Raw genomic sequence first — 18,596 nt, 5'->3', positions numbered from 1 at the left:
CAAAATTATTTAGATTTGTCTAAATAATATTTTAGACGATATGAACTTATCTATTGCAGAAGAGAACTACGTGAAAGCCATTTACAAGCTCCAGGAAGGGGATACGGCGGTTACCACCAACGGACTGGCGTATGAACTGGATACCAAACCGGCTTCTGTAACGGATATGGCCAAGAAACTAAAAGAAAAGCAACTGATAGATTATGAAAAATACAAAGGCATCACCCTCACTGCGGAGGGCCGTAAAACGGCGCTGCAGATTGTGCGCCGCCACCGGCTGTGGGAATGTTTCCTGGTAGACAAGCTGGCTTTCAGCTGGGAGGAGGTGCATGAGCTGGCCGAAGAGCTGGAGCATGTGCGCAGCGAAAAGCTGACTGACCGCCTGAGCGACTACCTCGGTAATCCGACCGTAGACCCGCACGGCGACCCTATCCCCGACGCTCACGGCAGAATGGCCAAACCGCGCCCGCAGACATCGCTGGACCAGGCCAACGCCAAAAGGCTGGTGGTAACGGCCGTCACGGACCAGTCGGTCGCCCTGCTGGCTTTCCTCAACGCCAAAGGCATCCGCCTCGGCACCCAGCTGGAGATCGTCGCCCATTACGAGTATGACAATTCCATCGAAATCAAAATGAAACACCTGCCTGCCCTCACCATCAGTGAGCAGGTAGCTAAAAATATCATGGTAAGACCTGTTTAAAAAAATTACGAATTACGAATTACGAATTACGAATGCGGACTCCTTCGTCAGCCGTAATTCGTAATTCGTAATTCGTAATTCGTAATTGAATTTATTATGGACTACAATCACGCAACGTCGCTGAGTGAGGTACATCAGAGTATTGATACAAGCAACAAATCAAAGTGGAGGAAACTATTCGCCTTTTTCGGGCCGGCTTACCTCGTTTCTGTAGGATATATGGACCCCGGCAACTGGGCCACCGACCTGGCCGGCGGCAGCCAGTACGGCTATAAGCTGATATGGGTGCTGCTGATGAGCAACCTGATGGCCCTGCTGCTGCAGAGCCTCAGCGCCCGGCTGGGCATTGTGCGGGGCCGCGACCTGGCGCAGGCCAACAGGGAGACTTATCCACGCAGCGTTAACTTCGTCCTGTACCTGCTGGCGGAGGTGGCCATCGCCGCCACCGACCTCGCCGAAGTGCTGGGCATGGCCATCGGGCTGCAACTGCTGACCGGCCTGCCGCTCATATGGGGCGTGAGCCTCACCGTGCTGGACACCTTCCTGCTGCTGATATTGCAGCGGTACGGTATCCGCAAAATGGAAGCTTTTATTGTGGCGCTCGTTGCTGTGGTAGGCGTTTCCTTTCTCGTGCAGCTCGTCATGGCCAAACCCGATATGCGGGAAGTGGCACAGGGTTTCATTCCCTCCATCCCGGATAATACCGCGCTGTACATCGCTATCGGCATTATCGGGGCGACAGTGATGCCGCACAACCTCTACCTTCACTCCGCACTGGTACAGACCCGTAAAATCAAAAGAGACGATGCCGGTATCAAACAGGCGCTGAAACTCAATTTTGTGGACAGCACCATTGCACTCAACCTCGCTTTCCTGGTCAATGCCGCTATCCTGATCCTGGCCGCTGCCGTGTTCTTCAAAACAGGCCGTACAGACGTCGCTGAAATACAGGATGCACACCAGCTGCTGGAGCAGCTGCTCAGCAGCAAGCTCGCGCCCATCCTCTTTGCCGTGGCGCTGATCGCGGCAGGACAGAGCAGTACCGTGACCGGCACCCTCGCCGGACAGATCATCATGGAGGGGTATCTGCACCTGCGTATCAACCCATGGCTGCGGCGGTTACTGACCCGCCTGCTCGCCATTGTACCGGCGTTCCTTGTGATCCTCATCGCCGGAGAAAATGAAGTGGGCGCCCTGCTGGTCTTCAGCCAGGTACTGCTGAGCATGCAGCTGGGCTTCGCCATCATCCCGCTGATCCATTTCGTGAGCGATAAACACACCATGGGCAAATTTGCCATCAAACCCGCCACCAAAGTGCTTAGCTGGGCTATCACCGCTTTGTTGGTATATTTGAATATGCGTATGGTGTACACAGAAGCGATGGGCTACATTTCCGGCAACGGTAACGTCTTCGTGGACGGCATCATCATCGTGGCCTCCCTTGGCTTTGTGGCGCTGCTGATCATCACGGTGGTATATCCGCTCGTGAGCCGCTACCGCCAGGAAACATCCGGCGGTATCCACACCCCGCAGGTCTCCCTCGGTGAACTGGAAAAGCCGGAATACAAACGCATCGCCATGGCGCTGGAATTCAGCAAAAAAGACGAACAGATCATCTCCAACGCCATCGCTCACGGTAACGAGCATACGGAATACCTGTTGATACACATCGTGGAAAGCGCTTCTGCCAAATACTTCGGGAAAGATTCGGATGACTTTGAAACGCGGAAGGACCAGGAACAGCTGGACACCTACCTGGCGCTGCTGAACAGCCGCGGCATCAAAGCCAGGGGTATGCTGGGCTTCCGTCACCGCGCCAAAGAGATCGCCCGCATCGTTAACCATGAGAAAGCGGACTTCCTCGTACTCGGCGGCCACGGCCACAAAGGCATCAAGGACTGGATTTACGGGGAAACCGCCAACCAGGTACGTCATTTTGTAAAAGTCCCCGTACTCGTGGTGCAATAACGGGAACGATTACACGATTTTGTATTTGTTTTTCGCCGCTATTTCGTGCATTTCAAACCGGCGTACCAGCAATACCAGTACAGCCGCTATCACCGCTATGACGGCCACATACATCGCGATGTCGCGCAGGGACACCAGCATGGCCTGCAACTGCAGTTTCTTTTGGATCACAGCCTGCGCCGCGAGCGTGGCATGCTGCAGGTCCATGCCGCGGGACTGGTACAAAGCAGTGAAACTGCCCAGTTCCCTGCTGTACAGCGGGTTGCCGGCAGTAAGGCGCTCAGACAGCGATGCTGCATGCGCGGCCGTACCCCTGAACAACCAGTTGCTGTACAGCGAGTAACCGGCAAAGGAACCGATGATGTAGCGGAAAGACAGGCTGCCCATCACCCTGTCCCCGTTCATATGCCGCGGCACATTGGTAGCGGCAAACGTGGAGAGTGTGGTGAGCACCAGGCCATAAGCCATGCCCTGCAGCAGAAACGGGACCACCAGCGCATCAAGGGAGGCAGCAGTTTGTATGTTGTTGCAGAAAAGATATAACGAACCACCATACAAAAGAAAACCAAGGCTCAGCATCACCCGGCGCTGCGCCCCTTTATAGAGCAGCCAGCCGGTCAACGGAAAACTGACCAGGTAAGCGCACAGCGTAACAACAGCCACCTGTGAAAGATAATTTTCTTCTCCCCGGAAGTTATACCCGGCATAATAGTTAAATAACAGGTTGGTACTATAAAACACATACAACACCAGCATAAAGGCAATTCCCAGCGGTACCTGGCGGTACAGCCGGAACACCCGCAGGTTCCAGAAAGGCCGCCTCACCTGAAACTGCCGGTATATAAACAACGCTGTACTGATCATACAGCCAACCAATGCATATACCATCGTATCCTCCTCAAACCAGTCCAGCGTTTTTCCATAGGTAAGGATATACGCGAAAAGGAAAGCGGCGGCCACAAACAATAACATGCTGAGCCAGTCCACCTGGTACAAAGGCACGCGCCGCTGCATCCGCTGACGGTGGAACAAACACACGCATAACACCATACAGATAGCTGCCGCTGCAGCGGAAATAAGGTAGATATCCCGCCAGTCGTCTGCCTCCAGCACAGGGTTCACCAGGATATTGGCCAGCTCTCCCCCGAATCGCGCAATAGTATAATAGATACCGTAAAACAGCGCCCGGTGGCGCATGACAGGATATTCGTTCGTTAGCAGCGAGATAAAATCCAGCAGGCAGGCCAGCTTCAGCATACCGATGAAAAAGTTGCCGGTCAGCAACAGCGGTGCATCGTTAACGGTGAAACACAGCAATGACAACACCACCTGTAACCCCAACGCCAGCTGCAGCAGGTCTGATTTCTGAAAGTACATCCGCAAACGGTAGTAGACCGGTATAATGGCCACCATGCCAATGGCGCCGGCCTGCGAAAACCAGGTGACCGTTTCCGGCGCTATGCCGTAAAACGCTGCCAGCCGCGAAGCGGTGGCGCTGGTGATGCCCAGTACAAAAGACTGCAGGATGATCAGCACGATAATGACCGGCCCTTTTACGGTCCGGGGTACAAAAGACCGGTAAGGTGATAACGCATAAGCCATGAAATAATTCATTTATAGTTGAACATGCAACTATTTAAGTAAAATTTTTTATTGCAGCTGGCGGATAATGGCAGACAGCACCCCCCGGGCAGCAGCCAGTTCTTTTTCATCGAAACCAGCGGTAACGCTGTCCAGGAACGGGTCCAGCACGGGCAGCACCTTTTCTTTGAGCGACAGGCCTTCAGCAGTGAGCATAATTTTTTTGTTACGGGCATCGGTTTCATCCGCCATGCGTGCCACCAGTCCACGTTTTTCCATATTGTGGATAACTTTGGTGATACTGGCTTTGTCTTTATGCAATACGTCGGCTATCTCCTGCTGTTTACGGCCTTCCCGGTGCCACAGTATCCGCAGCACCGTTACCATTTCAGACGTAAGGTCAATGTGGTGCTGCGCCAGCAGGGCATTGATACGCTGGCGGTAAAGCCCCAGCGCCTGGGAGATTAATAAGCTGATCCGTGGTGACTGGTCCATGAAGCTGTTTTATTGATTTTACAAAGGTACAAAATTAGTTGCATATTCAACTAAATGATTTTTTCCTGATCTGAACAGACACAGGCGTCATCCTGTTCCTGAACGATTAATACCTTAACTTAGGTCAGATCAAAAAAGTGAAATATGCGAGCCATTTTTCAGCCCGGCGATGTGAAACACTTTACCCGTCATGTGCGGGCTGAAGATTGTGCGTCTTTTGACAGCGGCACGGTGCATCCGGTGTACGCCACCTTCGCGCTGGGCCGCGACGCCGAATGGTGCTGCCGGTTGTTTGTGCTGGAAATGAAAACAGCGGAAGAGGAAGGTATCGGCACGATGCTGACCGTAGAACATCTTTCACCGGCCCTGCAAGGCAGCGAGGTACATTTTACCGCCACCATCACCGCCTTGCAGGGAAATGAAATTATCTGCAGTTATGAAGCGTATTGTGGCAGCCGGCTCATTGCCCGGGGCACACAAGCACAGAAAATACTGCCGAAAGAAAAACTGGAGCGGCGTTTTGCTGCCTTATAGCCCCAGCGCGGCTTTCAGGCGGGGATAACCGGTTTTGCTTACCAGCACCCTGGCTCCGCTGCGCAGAATGGCCAGGTGGTTCTCTTTCTCATAAGGATCGATGCGGGTCACCTGGTTAACGTTCAGGATAAATGAACGGTGCACCCGGGTGAACTGCTGCGGGTCCAGCGTCTGCTCAAAAAACGACATGGTTTTGTTCTTCAGGAAACTGCCTTCCTGCGTCACAATCTTTACATAATCATCTGCGGCTTCCAGGTAGTGAATGTCCTGTACCGGGATGATTTTGATTTTGCCGTTGATCTTGATCACCACCCGGTTGTTTTGCAGGGGCGTAGCGGCGGCTGTGTCCAGTAATGCAGCCGTAGCGGCGGCATTGTTATTATGTTGCTCCATCCATTTCTGAAAGGCTTTGTCAAAACGATCGCGGGAGAAAGGTTTCAGCAGGTAATCCACCGCATGTACTTCGAAAGCGCGGAGGGCGTGTTCTTCAAAAGCGGTGGTGAATATAACGGCCGGCATATTTTCCACCAGCTCCAGCATTTCAAAACCGGTGATTTTCGGCATCTGGATATCGAGGAAGATGATATCCGGCTGATGTTGCTGAATGGCTTTCAGTCCTTCGAAACCATCGTTGCATTCCTGCATCAGTTGCACCTGCGGATAGGCTGCCAGGAACTCCTTTACCACTTCACGTGCCAGAGGTTCATCATCAATTATTACTGCTTTTATCATGTGTTTGTGGTACTTTAATCAGCGTGGTATAAATATTCTCCTGAGCGCCCGTCTCCATAAGGTCCTGCCTTGCGAACAGCAGATACAGCCTTCTTCTGATGGAGGTAAGCCCGAAACCGGTGCCTTTATTGGGCTGCTGCAGTTCGTTGTCAAAAGGGTTTTTCACTTCCAGCATCAGCATTCCTTCTTCCACAAAAGCCCTGATGGTAATGGTGATATCTCCTACAGTATCATAAAGCCCGAATTTAATGGCATTTTCCACTACCGGCTGCAGCAGCATAGGCGGCATATACATGGCTTCTGCGGCTTCGTCGTAACTAACGCTGGTGGTTAAACGATGTCCGAATCTCACTTTCTCGATATCGAGATATAACTGGAGATACTGGAGCTCTTCTTTCAGGGAGATCCAGTGATCATCTTCCCGTTTCAGGGAACCCCGGAGGAAGTCGGACAGTTTGAGCACCATTTCACGGGCCTGTTCAGGGCGCAGCATAATGAGCGCGTTGATAGAGTTGAGGCTGTTGAACAGGAAGTGCGGTTGCAGCTGTTGCCGCAGCTTGTACAGTTCTGCCTCCCGGATAATGGCTTCGTTGGCCTCTCTCCTTTCCCTTTCGCCCTGTTCCTCTTCTTCGTCGTACCACAGCTGGCTGCGGTAACCGATGCCGGCGATGATCATGCATCCTACGATGAAATGGATGGGGATGGCGCTGTTCAGCCAATGCAGGTAAACCGGGTCGTTGTCGAAGGTGGTTTCCAGTAACCAGTGGGTGAAGAACACCCAGAGGGCGGCCATCACGGAACTGACTACGGTCACATACAGGAACTTGTTGATACCGGCTCCGGGGCGGTAGTACGACAGGTTGCGGCTGATCAGGAATCCGGCGCCGCCCAGCAGGACCACATGTACAGAACTGTCTGAAATGGCCTGCCATGCGGTGAGGTTAAACCAGTAATACAACAGGGCGGCATACAGCACCAGCCAGATCAGGAAAGAGGTAAGGAAACTCCACCGGGAGTTTCCTTTGTATAATTCTTTTGCCAAATGTGCGCTTTTAATGTCCGTTTTAAACGTTCACCTCAATATATTGTTGTCCCTGCAGCTGGGCAGATTTCATCTGCAGCCAGGCAATATAGGAGTTGGGATCTCCCGGCTCTTCTATACGGGAATACAGTTCCATTCCGTCTGTCAGTTGATCAAGGGTATATACTTCAGGCACATTGATGAATTTCCACTGTACCAGTTCCTGTTGTTGGTTTTTGAATGCGTATTGTTCCTGCATTCCGATTTCCCTTGCTTTCTGCCAGGCTTCTTTTTTGGAGATGGCGCTGATCAGTCTCAACTGTTCATCGAATTGCGGCGTATGACTGCCATTACCGCAAATGATCTGATAAACTACTTTAGCAACAAACCAATACATACAATAAGATTTAAAAAGTTGGTAAGATAGTGCGCTGATATGGTTTCCGGGGGTTCGTTAAGCGAAGCTTTTGATCTCCACTCCACCGAAAATACAGGAGCCTTTCAGCAGCAATACTTTGTCTTTATCAATACTTCCCAGCAGGGCGGCCGGGCGTTTTTCCTCTACGCCGCCCATGATGGTAGAGATGTCTACTTTCACCGTCCAGTTGGCCGGTACTACGATTTCACAGCCACCGAAGATAGCGGTCACTTCCAGCGTTACGGTACCGTTGATGTCTGCCTGCATCAGGTTAAGGTCTGTACCGCCAAATACGTTGGAGACATAGCCGCCTTTGAAGTTTTTGGAGGTCACCACCTTTTCCAGGCCACTGAAGCAGGAGGATATGTTGATGGTATCGTCGTCGGCCGAAATATCGCTGCTGGTACGGTCTTTTGCGAAATATCTTGCGTCTGAGAAATAATTTTCATTTTGCCTTTTAAAGAGAGCGGTAATACCGATGGCGATCAACACGACCGGCCAGATGAACTTGGCGGTATTGTAGGGCCAGTGCAGAATTTCACCCGCCAGGAAAATGCCGCCTACAGTGATCATCGCAAACCAGGGACCGCCTCTGAAATTATGTTTAAAGCCCAGTGCCAGGCCAATTACGATCAGAATCATTTGCCAGGAAAACATCCAGTTGGGGATGTTTAAATCAAGCCGCTGCAGCAGCAGTGCGGTACCGATGAGGATAAGAATAATACCACCGATGCCGCGTCCTCTTCTTCTTCTGGCGACAAAATCATCTTTAATCATTGTTTTGCTTTTTTCATTGCTGGAATGTTTTAACAATACAAAAGTAGGACGGCCGGAGCGGCTGTAAAAGCGCCATTAGGCTAAAAATGCGGTTTTACCGGTAAAAAGCAGGAAAAGACCGGTGAAAATACCCCTGGCGCTTTGGCCGGCGGCTATATCATTGCATTTCCCCGGTGAAAGGCCGTTTGAGCGCCGCCAGGGGCCACAGAAAGCGGCTATATCGTAACATGGACGGTAGCGGGCTTCCCAAAGAAACCTTACAGCCCTTATACAACAGGCCACGCGCGTGGGCCGGGGAAACCCGCCAGGCCGGGAAATCAGATTTCGACCGTCACCAGGTCGGCTTTACCGGAGAGTTTTTCCAGCACCGCCTTGAGCTGTTGCACCATCGGATCGGGGCCACAGATGTAGAAATGCTGGTTGAAATCGGAGATTTTCCTTTTCAAATAAGCTTCATCAATAATATGATGATCATAACCGGGCACTTCTTCCCTTGTGATGGTATTAATGAAGTTGTTACCCAGCATCTCTTCAAATTCTTCTTTAAGAATGATGTCAGCGTAGGTGCGGTTGGAGAAAATCAGCTTGTTATTGCCCAGCTGTCCTTTATGCTGCAGGTCGCGGAAAATGGCGATAAAAGGGGTAACGCCGGCGCCGCCGGCAATAAAAACGCCTTCCCCTTTGTACTGGATGGCGCCCCATACATCGTGCAGGACCAGGCTGTCGCCCGGCTGGATATGCCCCAGCAGGTCAGTCACGCTGTGATGATCGGGATAACTTTTGATAGTGAATTCGAGGTGGTCCCATTCATTGAGACCGGTGAAAGTAAAGGGTCGGCGTTCGTCTTCCCACCCGGGCTTGTTCACTGCTACTTCGGTGGCCTGACCGGGAACAAACACATATCCCGCTGGCTTTTCCACTTTATAACGTCTTACATTATGTGTAACGGGGGTAACGGATAGTACTTTAACGATATGGCTTTCCATAGTGTAGGTTTTCTGGTTTGATATGAATATAGGATATTTTTTTGGTCAACGCAGTATCTCCGCAGACAGTGCGGCCAGGTCTGCAGCCCAGCGGGCATAGTCCTTTCCGGAAGGATGCAGGCCATCAGCCGCCACCAGCGACGTATCCTGTGCCGCTTCGCGGGTATAGGGCGTAATATCCAGCCAGTGTACGCCTTCCGTCGCCGCAACGGCTTTATTGACCGCATTAAAAGCATCTATCTCCCGGGCGATGGCGGCCCGGTCGCGGTCGGCCGCAAAAGGCGTTAAGCCCCAGTCGGGGATAGACAGCACCACCACATGCCCCCGCCGGCGACCGGCGAAATCGACGGCTTGCTGCAGCAACCGGGTAAACTGTTCCCGGTATTCGTCCAGGCTGCGGCCACGGTACTGGTTATTCACCCCGATCAGCAGGGTCACCAGGTCGAAAGTGCCGGTGATGCCTGCTTCCCGGATACCATTCTCCAGCTCGTCGGTCGTCCAGCCGGTGACGGCCACGATCCGGGGATCGGCCATGGCGACGCCTTTGTCCCGGAGCAACCGGGCCGTCTGCATCGGGAAACGCTCCGTCTCCGCGACGCTTTCACCGATAGTATAGCTGTCACCCAGCGCCAGGAAAGAATATGGGACCATAAGGGTATCTGCGGTTTTGTCGTGATAAAAAAACGAACAGCAAAATAGCATTAATCCTAACATAAGCAAAAAGTTATATACACCCTCTTTTTCACACAGATTTAAGCAGAAAGTTGACCGCCCTTAACCCGGAATGCTGTACCTTTGCACCCGATTACAACAATTACGTAACGCATAAAGAAACCGTTTTATGCCGGCAGAAAAAATATCGATGAACAATGGCCTGTTACAGGTCCCTACCCACCCAATCATACCATTTATTATAGGCGACGGAATTGGTCCGGATATCTGGAAAGCCAGCGTCCGTGTATTCGACGCAGCTGTGGAAAAAGCCTATGGTAGTGAGCGGAAAATTGAATGGAAAGAAGTATTGGCAGGCGAAAAAGCCTTCCAGGAAACCGGCGAATGGTTGCCTGCTGCAACGCTGGATGCGTTGAAAGATTACCTGGTATCTATTAAAGGCCCCCTGTCTACCCCCGTGGGTGGCGGTATGCGTTCCCTGAACGTGGCCATGCGCCAGGAACTGGACCTCTACGCCTGCGTAAGGCCTGTACGCTGGTTCAACAAAGTACCTTCTCCGGTAAAACATCCCGAGAAAGTAGATATGGTGATCTTCCGTGAAAACACAGAAGACATCTATGCCGGCATCGAATATATGACGGGCACGCCTGAATGCGAGAAACTGCTCAACTTCCTGCAGAACGAAATGGGCGTGAAAAAAATCCGCTTCCCGCAAACTTCTTCCCTCGGCATCAAACCGGTGTCTATCGAAGGTACTGAAAGACTGGTACGCGCCGCCATCCTGTATGCGCTGGAGCACAAACGTCCTTCCGTTACCCTCGTACACAAAGGCAACATCATGAAATTCACCGAAGGCGGCTTCAAAAACTGGGGCTACGCACTGGCGGTAAGAGAATTTGGTGATCAGGTGTACACCTGGGAACAGTGGGAGCAAACCAAGAAAGAACAAAACGAAGAAGCTGCCAATAAAGCACTGAAAGTAGCGCTCGCAGAAGGTAAACTGCTGATCAAAGACGTGATCGCCGACAACTTCCTGCAACAGATACTGCTGGCTCCGCAGGACTACTCCGTAGTAGCCACGCTGAACCTGAACGGCGACTATATCTCCGACGCACTGGCTGCGGCGGTAGGTGGCATCGGTATCGCACCGGGCGCCAATATCAACTACCTCACCGGTCACGCGGTGTTTGAAGCCACACACGGTACTGCGCCCCGCTTCGCCAACACCAACACCATGAACCCGTCTTCCGTTATCCTCAGCGGGGTAATGATGCTCGAATACATGGGCTGGAAAGAAGCCGCCAACATCATCGTGCACGGCCTGAGCACTGCCATCGCCCGCAAACGCGTTACCATCGACTTCTACAATCTGATGGACGACGCCACCCTGGTAAAAACCAGCGAGTTCGCAGATGAAGTGATCAAACAAATGCAACACTAGTTCACGCAAAGACACAAAGTACCGCAAAGGCGCTAAGTTTTTTAATAAGATAAAATAAGAAAGCAAAGGAGCGAGGATCACCTTTAATGAATATGCTGTGTTATTATTGTATTATATTTTAATATAATATAGCATAATATAATACAGGGTAGCAATAAAGGAGATCAAACGCCTTTGCTTTCTTATTTTATCTTATCTTATTAAAAAACTTAGCGCCTTTGCGGTACTTTGTGTCTTTGCGAGAACCTTACGTGTGAAAATGTTTTGTAATTTTCCCAGCTATTTGTATTTTTCGTGATTATCCCTTTTAGGGACTTGCTTGAATAGTTGTTCGTTTTTTGTTGCTTTTAATCTAATTTTTTAAAAAAAACCGTAATGTCAAAAATTAAAGTAGCTAATCCGGTGGTAGAACTGGATGGAGACGAGATGACACGGATCATCTGGAAATTCATTAAGGATAAACTGATACTTCCATATCTGGACGTAGAAATCAAATACTTTGACCTGGGTATGGAACATCGCGATGCTACCAACGACCAGGTTACTATTGATGCTGCTAACGCTATCCGCGAAACAGGCGTAGGTATTAAATGCGCCACCATCACCCCTGATGAAGCCCGCGTAAAAGAGTTTAACCTGAAACAAATGTGGAAATCACCGAACGGCACTATCCGTAACATCCTGGATGGTACTGTGTTCCGTGAGCCCATCGTGATGAAAAACGTGCCGCGCCTGGTTCCCAACTGGACCGCTCCTATCTGCATCGGCCGTCACGCTTTCGGTGACCAATACCGCGCTACCGACTTTGTTACCAAAGGCAAAGGCAAACTCACCATCAAATTTGAAGGTGAAAACGGCGAAGTAATCGAGCACGAAGTATACAACTTCAAAGGCGACGGCGTTGCGCTGGCGATGTACAACACCGACGAGTCTATCAAAGGCTTCGCACGCGCTTGTTTCAACCAGGCCCTGATGAAAAAATGGCCGCTGTACCTGAGCACCAAAAACACCATCCTGAAAAAATACGATGGTCGTTTCAAAGATATCTTCGAAGAAATCTATCAGCAGGAATTTAAAACTGCGTTCGATGCCGCCGGCCTCACTTACGAGCACCGCCTCATCGATGACATGGTGGCTTCTGCCCTGAAATGGAACGGTAACTTCGTATGGGCTTGCAAAAACTACGACGGCGACGTTCAGTCCGACACCGTAGCACAAGGCTTCGGCTCCCTCGGCCTCATGACTTCCACCCTCGTTACGCCTGATGGCAAAACGATGGAAGCAGAAGCGGCTCATGGTACCGTTACCCGCCACTACCGCGACCACCAGGCCGGTAAGCCTACCTCCACCAACCCTATCGCCTCCATCTTCGCATGGACCCGCGGTCTGGAATTCCGTGGCAAACTGGACAGCAACCAGGAACTGATCGACTTCTGCCAGGCGTTGGAACAGGTTTGTATCGAAACAGTGGAAAGCGGTAAAATGACCAAAGATCTCGCAGTTTGTATCCACGGCAACAAAGTGGAACACGGCAAACACTACCTCTACACAGAAGAATTCCTGGAAGAGCTGGATAAAGCCCTGAAGACAAAACTGGCTAAATAATATTTTGGGATTTTTTGATTTACGAATTTTTTGATTTTGTTTGATAATACGAGCGAATCAATCAACATAAAAAAGACCGAAGCAATCGCTTCGGTCTTTTTTATTCGCTCATATTATCAAACAAAATCAAAAAATTCGTAAATCAAAAAATCCCAAAATCTCTACAGTCCCATCTGCCTGCGTACTACTTTATCTTCTGCATAGATATCATCGTAAAATACAAGGGTGCCGTCTTTTCCTTCTGCAGTGAAATAACGGAAGTAGATCGGGACACGACGGGTAAGGTCTACCTGCCGTTTCTCCTCCCGGTCAATCCAGGCGCGGATGCTGTCGCCTCTGTGGTTTGCGGTGTCCGGTGAAGACACCAGGTACTGCGCCAGGCTGTCCCACTGTTGCACCCGCACGCAACCATGACTCATGGCGCGCATTGAGTTTTTAAACAGCCCGCGGTTGTTGGTATCATGCAGGTATACGCTGTATTTGTTGCGGAAGTTGAACTTCATAATGCCCAGTGAATTGTCCAGCCCGTCCATCTGTCGTAATACATACGGGAAGTGCCCTTTCGACAACTTGCTCCAGTCTATCGTATGCGGATCTACGGCGTTGCCGGACGCATCGATCACCTCCAGGTTTTTAGCGGCCAGGTATCCCACGTCTTTCTTAATAGCCGGCAGCATCTCTTTAAACACAATGCTGTAGGGCACGCGCCAGTAAGGGAACAACATGAAGTTGGTCATGTAGGAGTTCAGGATAGGCGTACGCGTACGCGGCGTCCCCACGATTACCCGTGATTCCAGCTTTACTTCCCCGCTATCCACCACCTGCAGCGTATAGCCAGGCAGGTTAACCATGATATACTGCTTAGGCAGCGTATCCGGGAGTTTGCGCCAGCGGTCGAGGTTTACGGCAGCCTGCATCACCCAGTCGTGTACCGAGCGGTTCAGGGCCATGACGGTCCTTTTACCGGGCACGCCGTCCGGATAGATATTAAATTCTTTCTGAAAGGCTTTTACGCCTGTCTTTATCAGGGCACTGTCTATTTCTTTGCCGGTAGTGTCCAGGTGGCCGCTCTGTACCAGGCGGTCAACGACCATCAGGCGGAAAGCGGGTGTATCCGTATAGTTCAGCGGTAAGGTGTCCCAGTGGTAGCCGGCGTATTTTTCCTTGAAAGTGCGGATGCCTTCTTTCAGCGCCACATAGCCGGGATGTGTGGGCTCGAGGTCATGCAGCAGGGTGGTTACCTCTCCCTGCTCCAGCACCTGATGGAGTTTGGCTGTCAGTTCTGTGTCGGTGAACAGGGAATCGGCTTTCAGCGTAACGCTGTCGCGTGGCGCTGCTCCGAAACGCAGGTCAGACGCCATTCGCATAAAAGCGTCGGTCAGCATAACGTCCATCCGTGCCCACAAGGCAGCGTCTTTTTTGGCGGCAGGATCGTTGCTGAGTTGTTCCCAGGCGGTGTTCAATGCAGGTTCATGGTAACGCGCCGGCAGCAGGCCTACGTCTTCCGCCTGTTTGATAGCATCTATCATGGTGGCGGCAGCAGCATTTGGCACACCGTCTTTCGACCAGCGGCTGGCATTTTCCTTTTCTTTGTAAAACTCCTGCAAGGCTTCGGGCCGGAAGGCGGGAAGACTGTCTTCCATCAAACCATCATTGTCCTGAATAGCTGACAAGCGTTCGGTGATACTTTCTTTGACCACTTCGTCCAGCTGCCGGATGTTGGCGACAATCTGTTTCTTTTTGGGGGTTGCGTGCTTCTTTCCATGTCCACAAGCTAATAACAAACACATTCCGGAGCCGCATAACAAACTAAAAATAAAAATCTTGTACTTCATCTGAAAAAATCGATGGGTAAAGATATATAATTTCCATGCCAAAAATAAAAATCCCGGAGCATCGGCTCCGGGACAATACGGTCGGCACCAGGTATACCGTTAACGGCAACACTCTTTTTTGGTGAACAATGACTGTATGAATTTCAACACAGACAATAATACTTTTTTCATCTCCCGTGATTTTTAAAGAAGAGGCTGCGGTGTGCAGCAGCCTCTCTTTTCAACTAAAACTAAAACAACTAACTTCTAACAACTATAGTTTATCAAGGGGAATACGCTTGGGTGTTTTCAGTTGTTTGAACTGGCTGGGCGTCAGGCCGGTCACTTTTTTGAACTGCGCCGACAGGTGCGCCACGCTGCTGTACCCCATCTTATAACTGATTTCACTTAAACTCAACTCGTTGTAGTCCAGCAGCTCTTTCACCCGTTCAATTTTTTGCTGAATGATATACTGCTCGATGGTCACTCCTTCCATTTCGGAAAAAAGGCTGCTCAGGTAATGATAGTCTTTTTGCAGCTTGCCGGCCAGCAGGGTGGAGAAATTTTCTCTCATGTCATCCAGCTCTGAATAATGGACGGTTTCTACAACGATATTTTTGATGGCAGCCACCAGTTGCTGCTTTTTATCGTCTATCAGCAGAAAGCCTTCCGCCTGCAAAGCAACTGAAACTGCCTGCAATTGTTGTTCAGTCACCTTTCCATCCACGGTGGCTTTGCCCAGCTGAATGTCTGTGACGGTGAACGGTACGGCTTCCAGCACTGATTTGACTACCTTAATACAGCGCGGACAAACCATATTTTTTATGAACAGATCTGTTTTCACGCAGGTGTTATTTTTTAATATTAAAAATATTGTGTTCTATACGTACCAAAAACGAATTGAACGAATTACGCGCCATATCTCCGGTGAGTTGTGTGCGGTAAGAAAGATCCAGCCGGGTAGTACTGTTGAAAATAAACTGTACTGCCGGCGCAATGTCCAGATAGGACCCTTTTCCTGCTGCGTCTGCATTGGTTTTGCCTAACAGTTCCACATACAGGTTCAGGTTGGTCTGGTTAAAGTTCTTATATCTTACCGGAAGCAGCAAATATCCTGCGGACAGGCTATAATTTACGGAATTTTTCGGGAATCCCTCCGGGATATTATCCTTTATATTGTTCATATAACGGGAATACCCTAACGTAGTTGACAGCGCCAGTTTATGCAGCAGCTGTGTGGCGATAACGCCGCCGCTTACGCCGGAAGTAGCTCCTTCCAGGTCCAGGTCCGTATTGGCATACGGCTTTTTGGTAGCATGCGTGGCCGGCAGATAAGGGTTGTCGATTACCGAGCCCTTCACATAGGCGGCCATCCGGAAATGGGCATGCTGCTGGTCCAGCGACAGGAAACGGTATTTGGCGTAGATGCTGCCGCCTTCCATGCGGATGGAAGACTGCATCATGTTGGCCGCATAGCCGATGGCGTGTACCATCAGTTTTTTATTGATGCCCCACATGATTTCCGGTTCAAACCGCATTCCCGTGGTACCGTCATGTTCCATTTTAAAGAACTTGTTGGTCAGCCGGATGCCGAGTGAATTAGCCGCCATATTACTGGCAGGCTCTGTGTTTACGTATAATTCCTGTGCTGTTGTTACCTGGCTGAAGGCGAAGCACGCCGCAGCCATCATCAAAAATTTGCGCATCTGAAACCGAAGGATTAAATAGTGACGTGATAGATCCTTTTGGAAGCCTTGGCGTCGTGCGGTGTGCAGCAGTCAGCCATTACCCCTGTCTTATAGCAGGGCATCGTGGTTTCAGTTGCGTATTTTTTAAACTGTTTGGCAGAAACAAAATCCTTGTCGATCACCGTAATGTCTTTGTCGCCGTTCAGCACCTGGTCTTTTACCTGCATAAAATGCAGGGTGCTGCCCGCAAAAGGCACATGGGCATCGTTTTGCACCTTCACATCGCTGAAGCTGGCGGTCACTACCAGTTTGCCAACAGAGAAACCGGCGTCTTCCACTTTCTGCTTAATGGCGTCAATATTGACAGCCGCCCCCTGTTTAAAATGCAGGATAAAAGTGGTGTTGTCAAGGTCGGTGTCTATTTTGTCCACAAATGGCAGGGTCTGGAGCGATTCCAGGGTAGCCCGTGAACACATAGCGCAGGTGAGGCCGGAAGCCTGCAGACTGGCTTTTTTATATTGCGCCTGAGCGCCAAAGGAAAGTCCTAATGCGAGTAAGATAACAGATAATATTTTCATGATCTGATGATTATAAATTATAAAATACAACAATGCCTATATTTTTCCGCACAGCGGAAAACAGTAACAGGAAGTTGTTATCAGATCAGGAAAACGCAGTTGCGCAGGAAAACGGGCGTGGCAGCGCCCATATCGGGGGGATCATGCGGATAGCTGCTATGATGCAGCTGTAAGGCAGACAGAGACGGCGTTTGAAGGATTTTTACCGGCAGCTGCAAGTCGGCAGATACCGGCGCATCCTGCTGAAGGGCTTTGGCCGCCTGGTGAGAGGTGGTCACCTTACAGAACTTTGCCTCGTTTTTACAGCAGTCCATACTTTTTACCGGGCGGCCGCACTTCTTGCATTGGTCCTTATCGGAGACGTTCTGCAGCTTTACGGACGCCAGTTTGCCCATGCAATAATGCACGTTCACCGTAAACCCGCTGGTTAACAGCGTGTAGAGGAAAGCAAAAAATATGGCAAAAAAACGTTTCATGTCAGGTACAAAAGTACTACAATAAATTGTCTTTTATAGTGACCGCTGTCATTTTCAGGATGCGCCGGTTATTTTAACATTCGGTTAGCGTTTACCGTTTTTTCGTTTTTCGGGAGATACCGGCCTTTTTTCCAGTTGCTCCACTTTCGCTTTTAGTGCTTTGTTCTCCTCCTGCGACCGGATCATATGCAGCGTAAGCTCCTCTACTTTTTGTAACAGGAGCCGGTTCATCTCACCAAGGTCCAGTCCGCTCTCCCCTATCTGTTGGGCGGAAGGCATGCCTGGCAGGCGGCCGTTTGCAGAGATGAAAGCAGCCGTGCTGTCCAGTGAAGGGAGCCGGTAGTCCGGATGGAATACATAGTCCGGCCAGTCGGCAGCGTTTTGGGTGACTTTTACCCTCTTTGCATAGACCTCTCCGCTGACAGAGAGAGAAGCTTTAGGGTTAAAAGTACCGATGCCGACTTTACCATCTTTTACAACAACCGCTCCCGTAGTACCTCCCACAACATATTTAGTGGGGATGGTTACATCGCCGTCGGTATTCAGTACAACATCCGCATCTTTTCCCTGGTAGTAGTCGATCGCTCTGAGGTATATACCGGAAATCTTTGCTACTGCAGATGGTACAGCGTCACAGCCCGACACACGGGCGTCTATCCGCCAATATCCGCCATACGGGTCTGTATTAGCGATACCAGCCGCCAGGGCCTGCGCTGCTGTTCCGGGAATTTGTACCAGCGCATACCCGCCTTCATTCACTTTTCCATTCCACTTTGAAACCTTGAACTGATGTCCGGCTTTGTTCTTCCAGGAAAACCAAAACCTGAACTGGATTTCTCCGCAGGTCATGTTATCCGAACGCGCAATCAATATGTAGTACTGTCTGACATATCCGGGATTTAATGCCCCGCTAAGCAATTGTTCTATGGTAAGATAACTCCCCTTCGTGACGGTCTGCCACGAATCGCCGCCATTCAGCCAGGCGGCTCCTTCTTCGTTACCATAAATTTGAAGGATATTATGCTCAATCGGCGCCTGAGCACGTGTCACTGTTGTAAATAGGGCCTGCAGCAGGCATACAGCAAGGATAAAACGTTTCATAAAATATAG

Annotated in this window: 19 protein-coding genes; 5 read left to right on the top strand and 14 right to left on the bottom strand. The window is 50.5% G+C overall.

The window, feature by feature from the left end:
- The first annotated feature begins 40 nt into the window (after positions 1-40).
- Positions 41-700, top strand: a complete 660-nt coding sequence (locus tag HF324_RS06995; protein WP_168810813.1) for a metal-dependent transcriptional regulator — start codon at positions 41-43, stop codon at positions 698-700.
- Positions 701-796: 96 nt separating this feature from the next.
- Positions 797-2,668 carry an Nramp family divalent metal transporter gene (locus tag HF324_RS06990; RefSeq protein WP_168810811.1) on the top strand — a complete coding sequence of 624 codons (1,872 nt, stop codon included), beginning with the start codon at positions 797-799 and terminating at the stop codon, positions 2,666-2,668.
- Positions 2,669-2,677: 9 nt separating this feature from the next.
- Here the strand turns inward: HF324_RS06990 and HF324_RS06985 are convergent, their stop codons facing one another.
- Entirely contained in the window at positions 2,678-4,270 is a 1,593-nt protein-coding gene (locus HF324_RS06985) for an MFS transporter (protein ID WP_168810809.1), read from the bottom strand.
- 48 nt (positions 4,271-4,318) lie between these two features.
- Positions 4,319-4,744 (bottom strand): MarR family winged helix-turn-helix transcriptional regulator, encoded by a 426-nt coding sequence (locus tag HF324_RS06980; protein ID WP_168810807.1) that lies wholly within the window; start codon positions 4,742-4,744, stop codon positions 4,319-4,321.
- 144 nt (positions 4,745-4,888) lie between these two features.
- Between HF324_RS06980 and HF324_RS06975 the strand changes: the two genes are divergently transcribed.
- Positions 4,889-5,278 (top strand): thioesterase family protein, encoded by a 390-nt coding sequence (locus HF324_RS06975; protein ID WP_168862181.1) that lies wholly within the window; start codon positions 4,889-4,891, stop codon positions 5,276-5,278.
- Here the strand turns inward: HF324_RS06975 and HF324_RS06970 are convergent.
- From HF324_RS06970 to HF324_RS06945, 6 genes are all read right to left on the bottom strand, one after another.
- Positions 5,273-6,010, bottom strand: a complete 738-nt coding sequence (locus HF324_RS06970; RefSeq protein WP_168810803.1) for a LytR/AlgR family response regulator transcription factor — start codon at positions 6,008-6,010, stop codon at positions 5,273-5,275. The two genes, HF324_RS06975 and HF324_RS06970, sit on opposite strands and share 6 nt — an antisense overlap.
- Positions 5,988-7,052 carry a sensor histidine kinase gene (locus tag HF324_RS06965; RefSeq protein WP_168810801.1) on the bottom strand — a complete coding sequence of 355 codons (1,065 nt, stop codon included), beginning with the start codon at positions 7,050-7,052 and terminating at the stop codon, positions 5,988-5,990. The genes HF324_RS06970 and HF324_RS06965 overlap by 23 nt, the downstream gene beginning before the upstream one ends.
- A 22-nt stretch (positions 7,053-7,074) precedes the next feature.
- The gene (locus HF324_RS06960) at positions 7,075-7,428 is read right to left on the bottom strand and encodes a DUF4288 domain-containing protein (RefSeq protein ID WP_078671871.1); all 354 of its coding nucleotides are present in this window, start codon (positions 7,426-7,428) and stop codon (positions 7,075-7,077) included.
- Positions 7,429-7,485: 57 nt separating this feature from the next.
- Complete coding sequence (locus HF324_RS06955) at positions 7,486-8,226, bottom strand: LiaF transmembrane domain-containing protein (protein ID WP_168862180.1); 741 nt, start codon at positions 8,224-8,226, stop codon at positions 7,486-7,488.
- Between the two features lie 317 nt (positions 8,227-8,543).
- A complete protein-coding gene (locus tag HF324_RS06950) occupies positions 8,544-9,212 on the bottom strand; it encodes a ferredoxin reductase domain-containing protein (protein WP_168810797.1) in 669 nt (222 codons plus the stop codon).
- 45 nt (positions 9,213-9,257) lie between these two features.
- Positions 9,258-9,863, bottom strand: a complete 606-nt coding sequence (locus HF324_RS06945; protein ID WP_168862179.1) for an SGNH/GDSL hydrolase family protein — start codon at positions 9,861-9,863, stop codon at positions 9,258-9,260.
- A gap of 190 nt (positions 9,864-10,053) precedes the next feature.
- Between HF324_RS06945 and icd the strand changes: the two genes are divergently transcribed.
- Positions 10,054-11,325, top strand: a complete 1,272-nt coding sequence (icd, locus tag HF324_RS06940; RefSeq protein ID WP_168810793.1) for an NADP-dependent isocitrate dehydrogenase — start codon at positions 10,054-10,056, stop codon at positions 11,323-11,325.
- A gap of 375 nt (positions 11,326-11,700) precedes the next feature.
- Entirely contained in the window at positions 11,701-12,930 is a 1,230-nt protein-coding gene (locus HF324_RS06935; protein WP_168810791.1) for an NADP-dependent isocitrate dehydrogenase, read from the top strand.
- 161 nt (positions 12,931-13,091) lie between these two features.
- On the opposite strand, the gene HF324_RS06930 is transcribed toward HF324_RS06935, so the two are convergent.
- The 6 genes from HF324_RS06930 to HF324_RS06905 all read right to left on the bottom strand — a co-directional run bounded on the left by HF324_RS06930 (position 13,092) and on the right by HF324_RS06905 (position 18,587).
- Positions 13,092-14,720 (bottom strand): L,D-transpeptidase family protein, encoded by a 1,629-nt coding sequence (locus HF324_RS06930; protein WP_168862178.1) that lies wholly within the window; start codon positions 14,718-14,720, stop codon positions 13,092-13,094.
- A 298-nt stretch (positions 14,721-15,018) separates the two neighbouring features.
- Positions 15,019-15,588: a helix-turn-helix domain-containing protein gene (locus tag HF324_RS06925; RefSeq protein WP_246269442.1), complete on the bottom strand. Its 570-nt coding sequence runs from the start codon at positions 15,586-15,588 to the stop codon at positions 15,019-15,021.
- Positions 15,589-15,595: 7 nt separating this feature from the next.
- A complete protein-coding gene (locus tag HF324_RS06920) occupies positions 15,596-16,450 on the bottom strand; it encodes a hypothetical protein (RefSeq protein ID WP_168810787.1) in 855 nt (284 codons plus the stop codon).
- Positions 16,451-16,464: 14 nt separating this feature from the next.
- Positions 16,465-17,010 carry a heavy-metal-associated domain-containing protein gene (locus tag HF324_RS06915; protein ID WP_168810785.1) on the bottom strand — a complete coding sequence of 182 codons (546 nt, stop codon included), beginning with the start codon at positions 17,008-17,010 and terminating at the stop codon, positions 16,465-16,467.
- An 80-nt stretch (positions 17,011-17,090) separates the two neighbouring features.
- On the bottom strand, positions 17,091-17,486 hold the full coding sequence (locus tag HF324_RS06910) for an HYC_CC_PP family protein (protein ID WP_168862177.1): 396 nt from the start codon (positions 17,484-17,486) through the stop codon (positions 17,091-17,093).
- Positions 17,487-17,570: 84 nt separating this feature from the next.
- A complete protein-coding gene (locus HF324_RS06905; protein ID WP_168862176.1) occupies positions 17,571-18,587 on the bottom strand; it encodes a hypothetical protein in 1,017 nt (338 codons plus the stop codon).
- Between the last annotated feature and the right edge of the window lie 9 nt (positions 18,588-18,596).

The sequence above is a fragment of the Chitinophaga oryzae genome (assembly GCF_012516375.2).
GTDB lineage: Bacteria > Bacteroidota > Bacteroidia > Chitinophagales > Chitinophagaceae > Chitinophaga > Chitinophaga oryzae.
Note: the sequence above shows the minus strand (reverse complement) of the source record. Positions and strands in the feature narration are given on the sequence as shown.

Excerpts from the sequence above, each read along its gene's own strand:
- HF324_RS06995 (WP_168810813.1), top strand. The coding sequence starts at position 41 with ATGAACTTATCTATTGCAGAAGAGAACTACGTGAAAGCCATTTACAAG.
- HF324_RS06990 (WP_168810811.1), top strand. The coding sequence starts at position 797 with ATGGACTACAATCACGCAACGTCGCTGAGTGAGGTACATCAGAGTATT.
- HF324_RS06985 (WP_168810809.1), bottom strand. The coding sequence starts at position 4,270 with ATGGCTTATGCGTTATCACCTTACCGGTCTTTTGTACCCCGGACCGTA.
- HF324_RS06980 (WP_168810807.1), bottom strand. The coding sequence starts at position 4,744 with ATGGACCAGTCACCACGGATCAGCTTATTAATCTCCCAGGCGCTGGGG.
- HF324_RS06975 (WP_168862181.1), top strand. The coding sequence starts at position 4,889 with ATGCGAGCCATTTTTCAGCCCGGCGATGTGAAACACTTTACCCGTCAT.
- HF324_RS06970 (WP_168810803.1), bottom strand. The coding sequence starts at position 6,010 with ATGATAAAAGCAGTAATAATTGATGATGAACCTCTGGCACGTGAAGTG.
- HF324_RS06960 (WP_078671871.1), bottom strand. The coding sequence starts at position 7,428 with ATGTATTGGTTTGTTGCTAAAGTAGTTTATCAGATCATTTGCGGTAAT.
- HF324_RS06955 (WP_168862180.1), bottom strand. The coding sequence starts at position 8,226 with ATGATTAAAGATGATTTTGTCGCCAGAAGAAGAAGAGGACGCGGCATC.
- HF324_RS06950 (WP_168810797.1), bottom strand. The coding sequence starts at position 9,212 with ATGGAAAGCCATATCGTTAAAGTACTATCCGTTACCCCCGTTACACAT.
- HF324_RS06945 (WP_168862179.1), bottom strand. The coding sequence starts at position 9,863 with ATGGTCCCATATTCTTTCCTGGCGCTGGGTGACAGCTATACTATCGGT.
- icd (WP_168810793.1), top strand. The coding sequence starts at position 10,054 with ATGCCGGCAGAAAAAATATCGATGAACAATGGCCTGTTACAGGTCCCT.
- HF324_RS06935 (WP_168810791.1), top strand. The coding sequence starts at position 11,701 with ATGTCAAAAATTAAAGTAGCTAATCCGGTGGTAGAACTGGATGGAGAC.
- HF324_RS06930 (WP_168862178.1), bottom strand. The coding sequence starts at position 14,720 with ATGTGTTTGTTATTAGCTTGTGGACATGGAAAGAAGCACGCAACCCCC.
- HF324_RS06920 (WP_168810787.1), bottom strand. The coding sequence starts at position 16,450 with ATGCGCAAATTTTTGATGATGGCTGCGGCGTGCTTCGCCTTCAGCCAG.
- HF324_RS06915 (WP_168810785.1), bottom strand. The coding sequence starts at position 17,010 with ATGAAAATATTATCTGTTATCTTACTCGCATTAGGACTTTCCTTTGGC.
- HF324_RS06910 (WP_168862177.1), bottom strand. The coding sequence starts at position 17,486 with ATGAAACGTTTTTTTGCCATATTTTTTGCTTTCCTCTACACGCTGTTA.
- HF324_RS06905 (WP_168862176.1), bottom strand. The coding sequence starts at position 18,587 with ATGAAACGTTTTATCCTTGCTGTATGCCTGCTGCAGGCCCTATTTACA.